At 65.0% G+C, this 14,683-nt stretch carries 12 protein-coding genes; 8 read left to right on the top strand and 4 right to left on the bottom strand.

Features of this window, described 5'->3' with window-relative positions; all coding sequences use genetic code 11:
- The first annotated feature begins 2 nt into the window (after positions 1 to 2).
- A complete protein-coding gene (locus tag ABZO33_RS23050; RefSeq protein WP_028690532.1) occupies positions 3 to 221 on the top strand; it encodes a hypothetical protein in 219 nt (72 codons plus the stop codon).
- Here ABZO33_RS23050 and ABZO33_RS23045 read toward each other — a convergent pair.
- The 4 genes from ABZO33_RS23045 to ABZO33_RS23030 all read right to left on the bottom strand — a co-directional run bounded on the left by ABZO33_RS23045 (position 205) and on the right by ABZO33_RS23030 (position 4,733).
- Positions 205 to 2,448, bottom strand: a complete 2,244-nt coding sequence (locus tag ABZO33_RS23045; protein WP_414537917.1) for an Orn/Lys/Arg decarboxylase N-terminal domain-containing protein — start codon at positions 2,446 to 2,448, stop codon at positions 205 to 207. The two genes, ABZO33_RS23050 and ABZO33_RS23045, sit on opposite strands and share 17 nt — an antisense overlap.
- A 145-nt stretch (positions 2,449 to 2,593) precedes the next feature.
- On the bottom strand, positions 2,594 to 3,349 hold the full coding sequence (dnaQ, locus tag ABZO33_RS23040) for a DNA polymerase III subunit epsilon (protein WP_414537916.1): 756 nt from the start codon (positions 3,347 to 3,349) through the stop codon (positions 2,594 to 2,596).
- 150 nt (positions 3,350 to 3,499) lie between these two features.
- Entirely contained in the window at positions 3,500 to 3,946 is a 447-nt protein-coding gene (gene rnhA / locus ABZO33_RS23035) for a ribonuclease HI (protein WP_023629443.1), read from the bottom strand.
- A 13-nt stretch (positions 3,947 to 3,959) separates the two neighbouring features.
- On the bottom strand, positions 3,960 to 4,733 hold the full coding sequence (locus tag ABZO33_RS23030; RefSeq protein ID WP_038706475.1) for a methyltransferase domain-containing protein: 774 nt from the start codon (positions 4,731 to 4,733) through the stop codon (positions 3,960 to 3,962).
- Between the two features lie 84 nt (positions 4,734 to 4,817).
- On the opposite strand from ABZO33_RS23030, the gene gloB reads away from it, so the two are divergent.
- The 7 genes from gloB to ABZO33_RS22995 all read left to right on the top strand — a co-directional run bounded on the left by gloB (position 4,818) and on the right by ABZO33_RS22995 (position 14,676).
- Positions 4,818 to 5,597, top strand: coding sequence for a hydroxyacylglutathione hydrolase (gene gloB / locus ABZO33_RS23025; RefSeq protein ID WP_414537915.1), 780 nt, complete (start codon positions 4,818 to 4,820; stop codon positions 5,595 to 5,597).
- Positions 5,598 to 5,697: 100 nt separating this feature from the next.
- Positions 5,698 to 7,128 (top strand): transglycosylase SLT domain-containing protein, encoded by a 1,431-nt coding sequence (locus ABZO33_RS23020; protein WP_414537914.1) that lies wholly within the window; start codon positions 5,698 to 5,700, stop codon positions 7,126 to 7,128.
- Positions 7,129 to 7,306: 178 nt separating this feature from the next.
- Positions 7,307 to 9,139 (top strand): extracellular solute-binding protein, encoded by a 1,833-nt coding sequence (locus tag ABZO33_RS23015; RefSeq protein ID WP_414537913.1) that lies wholly within the window; start codon positions 7,307 to 7,309, stop codon positions 9,137 to 9,139.
- Complete coding sequence (locus ABZO33_RS23010) at positions 9,136 to 10,968, top strand: extracellular solute-binding protein (RefSeq protein WP_414537912.1); 1,833 nt, start codon at positions 9,136 to 9,138, stop codon at positions 10,966 to 10,968. The genes ABZO33_RS23015 and ABZO33_RS23010 overlap by 4 nt, the downstream gene beginning before the upstream one ends.
- Before the next feature lies 1 nt (position 10,969).
- Positions 10,970 to 12,043, top strand: a complete 1,074-nt coding sequence (locus ABZO33_RS23005; protein ID WP_038706480.1) for a microcin C ABC transporter permease YejB — start codon at positions 10,970 to 10,972, stop codon at positions 12,041 to 12,043.
- Between the two features lies 1 nt (position 12,044).
- The gene (locus tag ABZO33_RS23000; protein WP_414537911.1) at positions 12,045 to 13,064 is read left to right on the top strand and encodes an ABC transporter permease; all 1,020 of its coding nucleotides are present in this window, start codon (positions 12,045 to 12,047) and stop codon (positions 13,062 to 13,064) included.
- A 1-nt stretch (position 13,065) separates the two neighbouring features.
- The gene (locus tag ABZO33_RS22995) at positions 13,066 to 14,676 is read left to right on the top strand and encodes an ABC transporter ATP-binding protein (RefSeq protein WP_414537910.1); all 1,611 of its coding nucleotides are present in this window, start codon (positions 13,066 to 13,068) and stop codon (positions 14,674 to 14,676) included.
- The last annotated feature ends 7 nt before the right edge of the window (positions 14,677 to 14,683 follow it).

The raw sequence follows: 14,683 nt of genomic DNA, 5'->3' as shown, positions 1-14,683 counted from the left end.
AAATGGCAGCAGTAATGGTCGGCCAGTTCCACGCCCGCGACGCCGAAGGCCGTATCTACCCGGTCCACGAGTTCCAGGAGTCCACCCTCCAGGCCGACGGCAGCACCCTCGGCGCACCGGTCACCAGTTATCGCCTGGCCATCGGCGACCGCGTCAACCACCTGGGCGACGACCGCTTCGAACTGGCCCAGACCGGCGTCGAGATCATTCGCATTCCTTGACGCAGTCGACGGTGTACAGCGCCCCCTCGCGCTGCAAACCATGCACGTCGGCGACGAAGCCCGGGAAGCCCTGGTCGAAGGCCCGGGCGCAGTCCAGGTAGATCAGGATCGAGCGGGTCGCCTCGGTGAAGCGCTCGCCCGGCATTATCAACGGAATCCCTGGTGGATAGGGCACCAGCATCACCGCCGCGACCCGACCCAGCAGGTGCTCGATCGGCACCGCCTCCACCTCCCCGCGCACCATCCGGTCATAGGCCTCGGCCGGCGTCATCGCCACTTCGGGCAAGCGGGTGAACAGCAGCTTGAGCTGCCTGGAGGTGGCGTTGCCACGGTAGAAGGCATGGAGTTGCTGGCACAGGTCGCGCAGCCCCAGCCCCTGGTAGCGTGACGATTGCTGTGTCACCACGCTGGGCAGGCAGTCTGCCAGCGCGGTATTGGCGTCGTAGTGGCGCTTGAACTCCAGCAGTTCGGTCAGCAGCGTGCTCCACTTGCCCTTGGTGATGCCCATCGAGAACAGCACCAGGAAGCTGTACAGGCCGGTCTTCTCCACCACCAGCCCCCGTTCCCAGAGGAACTTGCCCACCACTGCGGCGGGAATTCCATGGCCATCCGCTGCGCCAGCGGCGCCCGGCATCACCAAGGTGACCTTGAGCGGGTCAAGCAAGACATAGTCGTCGCCCAGCCCGCCAAAGCCATGCCAGTCGGCCCCCGGTTGCAGCAACCAGTCCACCGCCGCCTGCCGCTCGCCGGCCTGCGCCGTCGGCGGCTGCCAGATGCTGAACCACCAATCATCGGCGGCGAGGTGCTCGCGCAGGTTGGCCAGCGCCCGGCGAAAGCTCAGGGCCTCATCGAACATCTCCTGCAACAGCGAACGCCCCGCCGGGCCTTCCATCATCGCCGAGGCCACATCCAGCGAAGCGAGAATGCTGTACTGCGGCGAAGTGGAGATATGCATCATGAACGCTTCGTTGAAGCGGTCGCGGTCCAACTGGCGGCTGGCACCGTCCTGTACATGGATCATCGACGCCTGGCTGAAGGCCGCCAGCAGCTTGTGGGTGGAATGGGTGCTGAACAGCAGCGGCCCGTCGTCGCCACGCGGCGTGCCCATGGCGTAGCGGCCGGCGAAAAATTCATGAAAGGCGGCATAGGCGAACCAGGCCTCGTCGAAGTGCAACACCTCGACGCTGGCACCCAGGGCCTGCTTGATCATCCCGGCGTGGTAGCAGAGGCCGTCGTAGGTGGAGTTGGTGACCACGGCCAGCTTGATCTTCGCAGGCCTTCCCTGGGCCAGCGGGTGGGCCTGGATCTTCGCCTGGATAGACGCCGGGCTGAACTCGCTGAGCGGGATCGGCCCAATGATGCCCAGCTCGTTGCGCTCCGGGCACAGGTAGATAGGGATGGCGCCGGTCATGATGATCGCGTGCACCACCGACTTGTGGCAGTTGCGATCCACCAGCACCAGGTCGCCGCGCCCGACCATGGCGTGCCAGACGATCTTGTTGGCGGTGGAGGTGCCATTGATGACGAAGAAGGTATGGTCGGCGCCGAAGTTGCGTGCCGCCCGCGCCTCGGCGGCGGCCAGCGGGCCAGTGTGATCGAGCAGCGAGCCCAGCTCCGGCACCGAGACCGACAGGTCCGAGCGCAGGGTGTTTTCCCCGAAGAACTGATGGAAGGCCTGCCCCACCGGGCTCTTGCGGTAGGCCACGCCACCGCCGTGGCCCGGCGTGTGCCAGGAGTAGTTGGATTGCGCGGTGTGCTGCACCAGGGCCTTGAAGAACGGCGGCAGCAGGCCGTCGAGGTAATTGTGCGCGGCCCGCGCCACCTGGCGGGCGAGAAACGGCACGGTGTCTTCGAACAGATAGAGGATGCCGCGCAACTGGTTCAGCTCGCCCATGGCCTCGGCCGGGGCATTCTCCAGGGTGACCTGTTCGCCCAAAGCGAAGATCGGCAGGTTGGGCGCCCGCAGCCGCGCCAGGCGGATCAGCTCGGCCATGTTCTGCAACAGGTGACTGTTGTCGCCGACGCCTTCGGCAGCGATCAGCATGCACGCCAGACCATGATGGGTCGCAGCCACCAGCCGTGCTTCGGCCTGGTCGGCGGCGGCGAGAATGGCAAAGCCGTCACGGGCCAGTTCATCGGCGATGCCGCGCACCCGCTCGCCGGCAACGCTGTCAGCCTTGATGGCCCGGTGGACGATGAGGATCGGGAACTGCAGGTCCTTGTACATCGGGCGGCTACCTCTGCGGGTAATTTCCCTCAGGGTAGTCGAGTGTGATGCTGTCATCGCCTGGCCGGCTCTCACAAGGTGCAGCGCAGAATGCGGGCCGTGTGGGAGCTGGCTTGCCAGCGATGGGGCCGGGCCTGCCTTCGAGTCAGCTGGCGGCTGGCTCGGTCAATGCCTGCCACATCGACGGCCCGCCCGCCGACTTGGCAATGGCCGCCAGCCGCTCGGCATGGGCCTCGAGCTCTTCCTCGTTGGCCATGATCACCCGCCCCGGCGCACGCCCGACGATACGCCGGATCTCGCTGCCGGTGCCGCCCTGCCCATCCTCGTCGCCCGCTCCCTCGCCCGCCAGCGACAGGCTGGTCTGGCCACCGGTCATCGCCAGGTAGACGTCGGCCAGCAGTTCCGAGTCGAGCAATGCGCCGTGCAGTTCACGGCCAGAGTTGTCGATGCCGTAGCGTTTGCACAAGGCATCGAGGCTGTTGCGCTGCCCTGGGTGGCGCGAGCGCGCCATCATCAGGGTGTCGAGGATCGGGCAATGCTGCGAGATGTCGGCGCGATCCTGCTGGCCGATCAGGGCGAACTCGTTGTTGATGAAGCCAACGTCGAACGCGGCGTTGTGGATGACCAGGGTCGCGCCCTGGATGAACTCGAAGAACTCCTCGGCCACCTCGCCAAAGCGCGGTTTACCGACCAGGAAAGCGTCGGTGATGCCGTGGACGTTGATCGCGCCCTCGTCACTCTCGCGGTCAGGCTGCAGGTAGACATGGAAATGCCGCCCGGTCAGACGCCGGCCCACGACCTCGACGCAACCGATCTCGATGATACGGTGGCCTTCGCCTACCGGCATACCGGTGGTCTCGGTGTCGAGGATAACGAACCGTTTGTCTTGCTGCTGCTCCACGCGGGGACTCCAACTGGCGGTGCTTGAATTCGGGGTGGGAGTATAACGAAATCGGGGCCGCTTTGCGGCCATCGCGGGGCAAGCCCGCTCCCACAAGATGAGCATTCCCTGCGTGGGAGCGGGCTTGCCCCGCGATGGCCCGCAGCACAATCAACGCTGGGCGCGTACTTCGTCGACCCCACGATTGGCCAGCTGGTCGGCGCGCTCGTTGCCCGGATGGCCGATATGCCCACGGACCCACTTCCAGGTCACCTTGTGCCGGTTGACCTGTTCATCGAGCTGCACCCACAGGTCGGCGTTCTTCACCGGCTCCTTGGCGGCGGTCTTCCAGCCACGCTTCTTCCAGTTGACCATCCACTCGTTGATGCCCTTCATGACGTACTGCGAGTCGGTGGTCAGCAGCACCTCGCACTCGCGCTTGAGCGCTTTGAGGCCCTCGATCGCCGCCATCAGCTCCATGCGGTTGTTGGTGGTCTCGCGTTCGCCGCCCCACAGCTCCTTCTCGACGCCCTTGTAGACAATCAGCACGCCCCAGCCGCCCGGGCCAGGGTTGCCCTTGCAGGCACCATCGGTGTAGATCTCGACGCTATCGCTCATGTACCACTCATGTTCAGTGCTTTTCGGATTCGGGATGGGTGGCGCTGCGGTTGACCTTGGCCAGCGGCAGCGGCAGCAGCTTGCCCATCGGCTCGCGGCGCTCCAAGCGCAACGGCCGCAGGCCCACCACCATCTTGCGCGCCACCAGCAGGTAGACACCGCCGCCGGCGGTCTGCCAGCCCCCGGCCACACGCTCCCAGCCCGCCAGGCGCTGTTGCCAGGCCGGCGAGGCAAGCGGCGGACGATAACACCCGAAGCGGCGTTTCTCCAGCGCGAAGCCCAGCAGGTTGAGCCAGTCGCCGACCCGCGACGGCGAGATGCAACGGGCCTTGCGCAAGGCCCCATGGCTGAAGAAATGGCGCACGCCCCAACTGCTCCACGGGTTGATCCCGATGATCAGCAGGTGGCCACCCGGGCGCACGGAACTGGCCGCTTCACGCAGCAGCCCATGGGGCGACAGGCTGAAGTCCAGGCCATGCTGCAGCACCACCACGTCGGCGGCGTGCTCCGACAGCGGCCAGGCCTGCTCCTCACAGACGATCTCCACCCCCGGCAACGGCGCGCCCAGGCGCACGTTGCGCTGCACCTGCGGGGCGTTGGGCGGGGGTTCGGCGCAGGGGCCGTAGTGCACAAGGTAGCCACCGAAGAAGCGCCGCAGCTCTTCTTCGAGCAACTTTTCCTCCTCCTTGAGCATCAACTGCCCAAGAGGCCCATCGAACCAGTCGCGGGCCAGGCGGATCAGCTCGACCCAGTCGGGGTCGGCCTGGGCGAAGGCTTGGTCGGTCATTGCGTTCTCCCTCGAAGGTTCTCCGCTCGCGCCATCGCGGCTAAGATGCCCTCAATGTCCAGGCTTGGCGATACGGATCCGCACATGATACAGATCGATGCCCTACCCGCTTTCAACGACAACTACATCTGGTTGTTACAGGATACTGCCAATCGCCGCTGCGCAGTGGTAGACCCCGGTGACGCCGGGCCGGTGCGTGCGTGGCTGGAGCAGCACCCGGGCTGGGCATTGGAGGCGATCCTCGTCACCCACCACCACCATGACCACGTCGGCGGCGTCGAAGCCTTGAAACAGGCCACCGGCGCCCAGGTGTACGGCCCGGCCAGCGAACGTATTCCGGGCCGCGACATCGCCCTGGCAGACGGCGCACGCGTCGAGGTGCTGGGCCTGGCCTTCGACGTCCTGGCCATGCCCGGCCACACCCTGGGGCACATTGCCTATTACACTGCGCAATCGCCCACACCGCTACTGTTCAGTGGCGACACCCTGTTCGCCGCCGGCTGCGGCCGCTTGTTCGAAGGCACGCCCGAGCAGATGCACCATTCGCTGCAACGCCTGGCGGCGCTGCCCGCCGCGACCGAAGTGTACTGCGCCCACGAATACACCCTGAGCAACCTGCGATTCGCCCGTGCCGTGGAACCCGACAACGAACACGTTCGCCAACGGTTCGAGGACGTTACCCGGCTGCGCGCCGACAATCGCATCACCTTGCCCTCCAGCATCGGCCTGGAGCGCCTGACCAACCCGTTTTTGCGCACCGCTGAAACATTCGTTAAACAAAAAGCAGACGAATGGAAGGGACATTCCAACCCCACCCAAGCCACTGTTTTTGCTGCCTTGAGGTCTTGGAAGGACGTGTTCTGATAACCCCAAGATATATCGCATCATAGGCCCAATGGTTGACCCGGCCGGGAGCGGTTCCTAGAATCGCCCAACTTTTTCGCCCGGATACCCGTCCCAGCCGATGTCTTCCCGTAGCCGCAGAACCTCTCATTCGGTCGCCCTGACGCGACTGGCCCAGATCAGTGCACTGGCGCTGGCCGCCACCCTGGTCGGCTGCCAGAGCACCCGTCAGCTCGACGAAGCCGACAGCGTTCGCGCGCACAACTACCAGGCGCGGATCAAGCACAAGCCCGCGCCGCTGGTGGTCAAGCCCAAGGAGCAGGCACCGCCGCAGGACGTCTGGGAGCGCATGCGCCAGGGCTTCGCCCTGCAGGACGGCATGGACGTCAACCCGCGCATCGAACAGCAGCGCCTGTGGTTCGCCAGCAACCCGTCGTTCCTCGAGAACGCCGGCGAGCGCGGCAGCCTGTACCTGCACTACATCGTCGAGCGCCTCGAAGAACGCGATATGCCGCTGGAGCTGGCCCTGCTGCCGGCCATCGAAAGCGCCTACAACCCGATGGCCTACTCCCGCGCACACGCCGCCGGCATGTGGCAGTTCATCCCGTCCACCGGGCGCCACTTCAACCTGCGCCAGACCAACTTCTACGATGGCCGACGCGACGTCACCGCCTCGACCAACGCCGCGCTGGACTACCTGAACCGCCTGCATGACATGTTCAACGGCGACTGGCTGCTGGCCCTGGCGGCCTACAACGCCGGTGAAGGCACGGTCAGCCGCGCCATCGAGCGCAACGAGCGCCTGGGCCTGCCGACCGACTATTGGAACCTGCCGCTGCCGCAGGAAACCCGCGACTACGTGCCCAAGCTGCTGGCCCTGTCGCAGGTGGTCAACACCCCGGCCGCCTACGGGGTCAACCTGAACCCGATCGCCAACGAGCCGTACTTCGAAGCCGTCGCCATCAACGACCGCCTCGACCTGTCGCGCGTGGCTGCCTTCGCCGACATCGACGAAGACGAACTGATCCAGCTCAACCCCGCCTTCAAGAAGCGCATGACCGTGGACGGCCCGCAGCAACTGCTGGTGCCGACCGCCAAGGCGCAGCTGCTGAGCGACCGCATGTCCAACCTCAAGCCCGAGGAACTGGTCAGCCTGCAACCGAACAAGGCCGTGTTCCAGGCTGCCCTGGCCGAAGCCAAGGCCCCCGCAGCACGCAGCTACCGGGTCAAGCGCGGCGACAACCTGGGCAGCATCGCCAAGGCCAACCGGGTGTCGGTCAAGCAGCTGCAAAGCTGGAACCGCATCCGCGGCAACAGCCTCAAGGTCGGCCAGGTCCTGGCCCTGCGTGGCGGCAGCGCGCCGAGCGCGGCGGCCAACCGTGTGGCTGATTCCAAGCAGCGCTCCACCCAGTACAAAGTGCGCAAGGGCGACTCGTACTACCTGGTGGCCAAGCGCTTCAATGTCGAAATGAAACACCTCAAGCGCTGGAACCCACGTACCGGGCATGCGCTCAAGCCAGGCCAGACCCTGACCGTCTACCTGGGCCGCTGATACCTCGCTCGCGGGGCCAGCCCTCCTCCCACGCCAGTCGCGATCGGCGTGGGAGCGGGCTGGCCCCGCGATGCTTTGAAGGCTGAAGCAAAGCCCCGCGCCCTACCCTTTTTCCATTCCAGACAAGCTGTTACTGTACCCCGAACCAAGCCCAACGCCCTCTGGATCGGATGCCGACTTGATACGTCCCCTCCTGCTGTCTCTCAGCCTGGCCTTGAGCTTCCCCGCCGTCGCGATGGTGAGCGAAAGCCACGGATACGCGCAGTTCGGCACGCTCAAGTACCCGGCCAGCTTCACCCACTTCGACTGGGTCAACCCGCAAGCCCCTAAAGGCGGCACGTTGCGGGCCATGGCCTTCGGCACCTTCGACACGCTCAACCCCTACACCTTCAAGGGTTCGAGCCCGGTCACCACGCCCAACTTCCTGCAGTACGGCATCAACGAGCTCAACGAGCCGCTGATGGTCGGCACCGGCATGTACGACCCGTCCGGCGACGAGCCCACCTCCAGCTACGGCCTGATCGCCCGCTCGGTCGAGTACAGCGAAGACCGCAGCTGGGTGGTGTTCAACCTGCGCCCCGAGGCGCGCTTCCACGACGGCGTGCCGATCACCGCGCAGGATGTGGCGTTTTCCTACCGCACCCTGCTCAAGGACGGCCACCCGATCTACCGCACCAACCTGCAGGAAGTGGCCCGGGTCGATATCCTCGGCCCGCTGCGTATTCGCTTCGTGTTCAAGCGCGCCGGCAACCCGCTGCTGATCCTGCGCCTGGGCGAGATGCCGGTGCTGCCCAAGCACTACTGGGCCAAACGCGACTTCAAGGCCACCACCTTCGAGCCGCCGCTGGGCAGCGGCCCCTACCGCATCAGCGAAGTGCAACCCGGTCGCCGCCTGGTGTTCGAGCGGGTGAAGGACTACTGGGGCAAGGACCTGGCGGTGAACCGCGGCAAGTACAACTTCAAGCGTGTCGAATACGAGTTCTACCGCGACGCCACCGTGGCCTTCGAGGCGTTCAAGGCCGGTGAATTCGACATCTACATCGAGCACCAGGCGAAGAACTGGGCCAACGGCTACAACTTCCCCGCCGTGCGCCGTGGCGAGGTGATCAAGGCGCAGATCCCGCACAAGATCCCCACGCAGACCCAAGGCCTGTTCATGAACAGCCGCCGCGCCGCGTTCAGCGACCCACGGGTGCGCCAGGCGCTGGGCCTGATGCTCGACTTCGAGTGGACCAACCGCGCCCTGTTCAGCAGCGCCTACCGCCGCTCGACCAGCTACTACCCCAACAGCGACTTCACCGCCAGCGGCCTGCCCACCGGCAAGGAATGGCTGCTGCTCAAGCCGTTCCGTGACCAGTTGCCGGACAAGCTGTTCACCGAGCCCTACCAGGTCAGCCACACCGACGGCAGCGGCATCAGCCGCCCGGCTCTACGCCAGGCCCTGGCGTTGTTCGCCCAGGCCGGCTGGAAGCTCAACGGCCAGCGCCTGGTCGACAGCAAAGGCCAACCGTTCCGGCTGGAACTGCTGCTGGTGAACCCCAACCTCGAACGCATCCTGCAACCTTATGTCGAAAATCTGGCCAGCATTGGCATCGATGCGCGCTTGCGCACCGTGGACCGCGCCCAGTACAAACAACGGCTCGACCAGTTCGATTTCGACATGATCCTGATGACCCTGAACCAGACTCTGAGCCCGGGCCTCGAGCAGTGGCTGTATTTCCACTCAAGCCAGGCCGCCACCAAGGGCAGCAAGAACTATGCTGGCGTGAAGGACCCGGTGGTCGACCACCTGCTCGACACCTTGCTCGCCGCCCGCAGCCGCGATGACCAGATCGCCGCCGCGCGCGCCCTGGACCGCGTGCTCTCATGGCAGTACTACATGATCCCCAACTGGTACCTCGACAATCACCGCCTGGCCTACCGCAACCGGTTCGCCTTCGTCACCACACCGCCCTACACCCTCGGGCTGAACAGCTGGTGGATCAAGAAGCCTTCGGAGAAAGCCAAATGACGCCGACCCTGCGCCGCCTGGCCGCCAGCCTGCTGCTGAGCTGCCTCACGCTCCCGGCCGTGGCCGCCCCGCAGCACGCCCTGACCCTGTACGACGAGGCGCCGAAGTACCCGGCCAACTTCAAGCACTTCGAGTATGTGAACCCCGACGCGCCCAAGGGCGGTACCTTCCGCCAGTCCAGCTTCGGCGGCTTCGACAGCCTCAACCCGTTCATCAACAAGGGCGTGCCCGCCGACAACGTCGGCGCCATCTACGACACCCTGATGCGCCAGAGCCTGGACGAGCCCTTCACCGAGTACGGCCTGGTGGCCGGCAAGATCGAAAAGGCCCCCGACAACAGCTGGGTGCGCTTCTACCTGCGCCCCGAAGCACGCTTCCACGATGGCCACCCGATGCGCGCCGAAGACGTGGTGTTCACCTTCAACGCCCTGATCAAGGACGGCGCGCCGCTGTACCGCCAGTACTACGCCGACGTCGCCGAAGTGGTCGCCGAAGCGCCGCTCAAGGTGCTGTTCAAGTTCAAGCACAACAACAACCGCGAGCTGCCGCTGATCCTCGGCCAGCTGCCGGTACTGCCCAAGCACTGGTACCAGGGCCGCGACTTCGACCGCGGCAACCTGGAGATCCCGCTCGGCAGCGGCCCGTACAAGGTCGCCGAGGTGAAGGCCGGCCGCTCGATCCGCTACGAGCGGGTCAAGGACTACTGGGGCAAGGACCTGCCGATCAACCGCGGCTTCTACAACTTCGACGTGATGACCTTCGATTCGTACCGCGACAACACCGTCGCCCTCGAAGCGCTCAAGGCCGGCCAGTTCGACTACGGCCTGGAGGTCAGCGCGAAAAACTGGGCCACCGCCTACGACGTGCCCGCCGTGCGTGATGGCCGCCTGGTCAAGGAAGAACTGCCCAACGGCAACCCCGTCGGCATGCAGGGCTTCATCTTCAACCTGCGCAAGCCGATGTTCCAGGACATCCGCGTGCGCCATGCCATCAGCCTGCTGCTGGACTTCGAGTGGACCAACAAGCAGCTGTTCAACGGCGCCTACACCCGCACCGGCAGCTACTTCGAGAACTCCGAAATGGCCGCCAACGGCCTGCCCAGCCCCGCCGAGCTGAAGATCCTCGAGCCGCTGCGCGGCAAGGTGCCGGACGAGGTGTTCAACGGCGCCTTCCACAACCCGGTCACCGACGGCAGCGGCATGATCCGCGACCAGCAGCGCCAGGCCTACAAGCTGCTGCAGGAGGCCGGCTGGAAGGTCGTCGACGACAAGATGGTCGATAAAGACGGCAAGCCACTGACCATCGAGTTCCTCCTCGCGCAGACCCAGTTCGAACGGGTGCTGCTGCCGTTCAAGCGCAACCTCGCGGACCTTGGCATCAACCTCGAGATCCGCCGCGTGGACGTGTCGCAGTACATCACCCGCCTGCGCTCGCGCGACTACGACATGATCGTCGGCGGCTTCGCCCAGTCCAACTCGCCCGGCAACGAGCAGCGCGAATACTGGAACAGCGCCGCCGCCGACAACCCCGGCAGCCGCAATTTCATCGGCCTGCGCGACCCGGCCATCGACCAGCTGGTGGAGCAACTGATCAATGCCGACTCCCGGCAGAGCCTGATCGAACACTGCCGCGCCCTGGACCGTGTGCTGCAATGGGGCTACTACGTGATCCCCAACTGGCATATCAAGACCTGGCGCGTGGCCTACTGGAACCATATCGGCCACCCCGCCGTATCGCCCAAGTACGACATCGGCATCGACACCTGGTGGATCAAGCCCGACGTCACGCCCGCGGTAAGCGAAGCCGCCGCACCGGAAGAGGCCAACTGACATGCTGGCCTATATCCTGCGGCGCCTGCTGCTGATCATCCCCACCCTGTTCGGCATCCTCATCATCAACTTCATCATCGTCCAGGCCGCCCCCGGCGGCCCGGTGGAGCAGATGATCGCCAAGCTCGAAGGCTTCGACGGCGCCACCAGCCGCATCGCCGGCGGCGGCGCCGAAGTCTCGGTGGCCGGCTCGAACTACCGTGGCGCGCAAGGCCTGGACCCGGCGCTGATCGCCGAGATCGAGCGCATGTACGGCTTCGACAAATCCGCGCCCGAGCGGCTGTGGATCATGGTCAAGAACTACGCCCAGCTGGATTTTGGCAACAGCTTCTTCCGCGACGCCAAGGTCATCGACCTGATCGCCGAGAAGATGCCCGTGTCCATTTCCCTCGGGCTATGGAGCACGCTGATCATGTACCTGGTGTCGATCCCGCTGGGGATCGCCAAGGCCGTGCGCCACGGCAGCCACTTCGACGTGTGGACCAGCTCGGCGATCATCGTCGGCTACGCCATCCCCGCCTTCCTGTTCGCCATCCTGCTGATCGTGCTGTTCGCCGGCGGCAGTTACTTCGACTGGTTCCCGCTGCGCGGGCTGACCTCCAACAACTTCGACGAGCTCTCCACCACCGGCAAGGTGCTCGACTACTTCTGGCACCTGGTGCTGCCCATCACCGCGCTGGTGATCGGCAACTTCGCCACCATGACCCTGCTGACCAAGAACAGCTTCCTCGACGAGATCAACAAGCAGTACGTGGTCACCGCCAAGGCCAAGGGCCTGAGCCGCACCCGCGTGCTCTACGGCCATGTGTTCCGCAACGCCATGCTGCTGGTGATCGCCGGCTTCCCCTCGGCGTTCATCGGCATCTTCTTCACAGGGTCCTTGCTGATCGAGGTGATCTTCAGTCTCGACGGCCTGGGCCTGATGAGTTTCGAAGCGGCGATCAACCGCGACTACCCGGTGGTGTTCGGCACCTTGTTCATCTTCACCCTGCTGGGGTTGGTGGTGAAGCTGATCGGCGACCTCACCTACACCCTGGTCGATCCGCGCATCGACTTCGCCAGCCGGGAGCACTGACATGGCCCTGTCCCCTCTCAATCGCCGGCGCTTCGAGCGCTTCAAGGCCAACCGCCGCGGCTGGTGGTCGCTGTGGATCTTCCTGGTGCTGTTCGTGCTCAGCCTGGGCGCCGAGTTCATCGCCAACGACAAGCCCATCGCCGTGCGCTACGACGGCGAATGGCACTTCCCGGCCTTCAAGCGCTACCCGGAGACCACCTTCGGCGGCGAGTTCCCGCTGGAGGCCAACTACAAGAGCCCCTACATCCGCGAGCTGATGGCCAAGAAAGACGCCTTCGTGCTGTGGGCGCCGATCCCCTACAGCTACCAGAGCATCAACTACGACCTCAAGGTGCCCGCCCCCGCGCCGCCCTCCACCGACAACCTGCTGGGCACCGACGACCAGGGCCGCGACGTGCTGGCCCGGGTGATCTACGGCTTCCGCATCTCGGTGCTGTTCGCCCTGACGCTGACCATCGCCAGCTCCATCGTCGGCGTGATCGCCGGCGCCTTGCAGGGCTTCTATGGCGGCTGGGTGGACCTGGCCGGGCAGCGCTTTTTGGAGATCTGGTCAGGCCTGCCGGTGCTGTACCTGCTGATCATCCTCGCCAGCTTTGTGCAGCCTAACTTCTGGTGGTTGCTGGGCATCATGCTGCTGTTCTCGTGGATGAGCCTGGTGGACGTGGTGCGCGCCGAGTTCCTGCGCGGGCGCAACCTGGAGTACGTGCGCGCCGCCCGTGCGCTAGGCATGCGCAATGGCCCGATCATGTACCGGCATATCCTGCCCAACGCGATGATCTCGACCATGACCTTCATGCCGTTCATCCTCACCGGCGCCATCGGCACCCTCACCGCCCTGGACTTCCTTGGCTTCGGCCTGCCCGCCGGCTCCCCGTCGCTGGGCGAGCTGGTGGCCCAGGGCAAGTCCAACCTGCAAGCCCCGTGGCTGGGCATCAGCGCCTTCGCCGTGCTGGCGGTGATGCTGAGCCTGCTGGTATTCATCGGCGAATCCGCCCGCGACGCCTTCGACCCGAGGAAATGACATGAGCCAAGACACCCTGATCGAAGTCCGCGACCTGGCGGTGGAGTTCGTCACTGGCGAGCAGGTCAACCGCGTGGTCGACGGCATCAGCTTCGACATCCGCAAGGGCGAGACCCTGGCCCTGGTCGGCGAAAGCGGCTCGGGCAAGTCGGTGACCGCGCATTCGATTTTGCGCCTGCTGCCCTACCCGCTGGCGCGGCATCCTTCCGGCACCATCCATTACGAAGGCAAGGACCTGCTGCACCTGGGCGAGAAGCCCATGCAGCGCATTCGCGGCAACCGCATTGCGATGATCTTTCAGGAGCCGATGACCTCGCTGAACCCGCTGCACAGCATCGAGAAGCAGATCAACGAGATCCTCTTGCTGCACAAGGGCCTGACCGGCAAGGAAGCCACCGCCCGCACCCTTGAGCTGTTGGAGCTGGTCGGCATTCCCGAGCCGCACAAGCGCTTGAAAGCCCTGCCCCACGAGCTGTCCGGTGGTCAGCGCCAGCGGGTGATGATCGCCATGGCCCTGGCCAACGAGCCCGAACTGCTGATTGCCGACGAGCCCACCACGGCGCTCGATGTGACCGTGCAGTTGAAGATCCTCGACCTGCTCAAGTCGTTGCAGGCGCGCCTCGGCATGGCCCTGCTGCTGATCAGCCACGACCTCAACCTGGTACGCCGCATCGCCCACCGCGTATGCGTGATGCAGTGCGGCAAGATCGTCGAGCAGGCCGATTGCGCCACGCTGTTCAGCAAGCCGCAGCATCCGTATACGCAGATGCTGATCAACGCCGAGCCCAGCGGGGCACCGGCTGCGAATGCCGAAGGCGCGCCGTTGCTGGAGGTGAAGGACTTGAAGGTGTGGTTCCCGATCAAGAAGGGGCTGCTGCGCCGCACCGTGGACCATGTAAAGGCCGTGGACGGGGTGAACTTCAGCCTTCCCCAGGGGCAGACGCTGGGCATCGTTGGCGAGAGTGGCTCGGGCAAGTCCACCTTGGGGCTAGCTATTTTGCGGCTGATTTCCAGCCAGGGCGGGATTCGCTTTCATGGGCAGAATCTTGAAGGGCTGAACCAGAAGGAAGTGCGGCCGCTGCGGCGAGAGATGCAGGTGGTGTTTCAGGACCCCTTTGGCAGCCTGAGCCCGCGCATGTGCGTGGCGGACATCGTTGGCGAGGGGTTACGGATTCACAAGATCGGCACGCCGGCTGAGCAGGAAGCGGCGATTATTGCGGCGTTGGAGGAAGTGGGGCTGGATCCGCGGACGCGGCATCGGTATCCCCATGAGTTTTCTGGTGGGCAGCGGCAGCGGATTGCGATTGCTCGGGCCTTGGTGCTGAAGCCCGCGCTGATTTTGCTGGATGAGCCGACCTCGGCGCTGGACCGGACGGTGCAGCGGCAGGTGGTTGAGCTTTTGCGGAATTTGCAGGTTAAGTACAACCTGACTTATCTGTTTATCAGTCATGACCTGGCGGTGGTCAAGGCGTTGAGTCATCAGTTGATGGTGATCAAGCATGGGCAGGTGGTTGAGCAGGGGGATGCGGGGGAGATTTTTCATGAGCCGCAGCATGGGTATACGAGGCAGTTGTTGGAGGCGGCGTTCCTTGAACAAACTGAGCCAAATTAGATTCTAC

The organism is Pseudomonas sp. CAM1A (genome assembly GCF_047501685.1).
GTDB lineage: Bacteria > Pseudomonadota > Gammaproteobacteria > Pseudomonadales > Pseudomonadaceae > Aquipseudomonas.
The sequence above is the reverse complement of the archived record's forward strand: the minus strand, read 5'-3'. Positions and strand labels throughout refer to the sequence as shown.

Coding starts and splice junctions, on each gene's coding strand:
- ABZO33_RS23010 (WP_414537912.1), top strand. CDS start 9,136: ATGACGCCGACCCTGCGCCGCCTGGCCGCCAGCCTGCTGCTGAGCTGC.
- ABZO33_RS23000 (WP_414537911.1), top strand. CDS start 12,045: ATGGCCCTGTCCCCTCTCAATCGCCGGCGCTTCGAGCGCTTCAAGGCC.
- ABZO33_RS23045 (WP_414537917.1), bottom strand. CDS start 2,448: ATGTACAAGGACCTGCAGTTCCCGATCCTCATCGTCCACCGGGCCATC.
- ABZO33_RS23005 (WP_038706480.1), top strand. CDS start 10,970: ATGCTGGCCTATATCCTGCGGCGCCTGCTGCTGATCATCCCCACCCTG.
- ABZO33_RS23030 (WP_038706475.1), bottom strand. CDS start 4,733: ATGACCGACCAAGCCTTCGCCCAGGCCGACCCCGACTGGGTCGAGCTG.
- ABZO33_RS23020 (WP_414537914.1), top strand. CDS start 5,698: ATGTCTTCCCGTAGCCGCAGAACCTCTCATTCGGTCGCCCTGACGCGA.
- rnhA (WP_023629443.1), bottom strand. CDS start 3,946: ATGAGCGATAGCGTCGAGATCTACACCGATGGTGCCTGCAAGGGCAAC.
- gloB (WP_414537915.1), top strand. CDS start 4,818: ATGATACAGATCGATGCCCTACCCGCTTTCAACGACAACTACATCTGG.
- ABZO33_RS22995 (WP_414537910.1), top strand. CDS start 13,066: ATGAGCCAAGACACCCTGATCGAAGTCCGCGACCTGGCGGTGGAGTTC.
- ABZO33_RS23050 (WP_028690532.1), top strand. CDS start 3: ATGGCAGCAGTAATGGTCGGCCAGTTCCACGCCCGCGACGCCGAAGGC.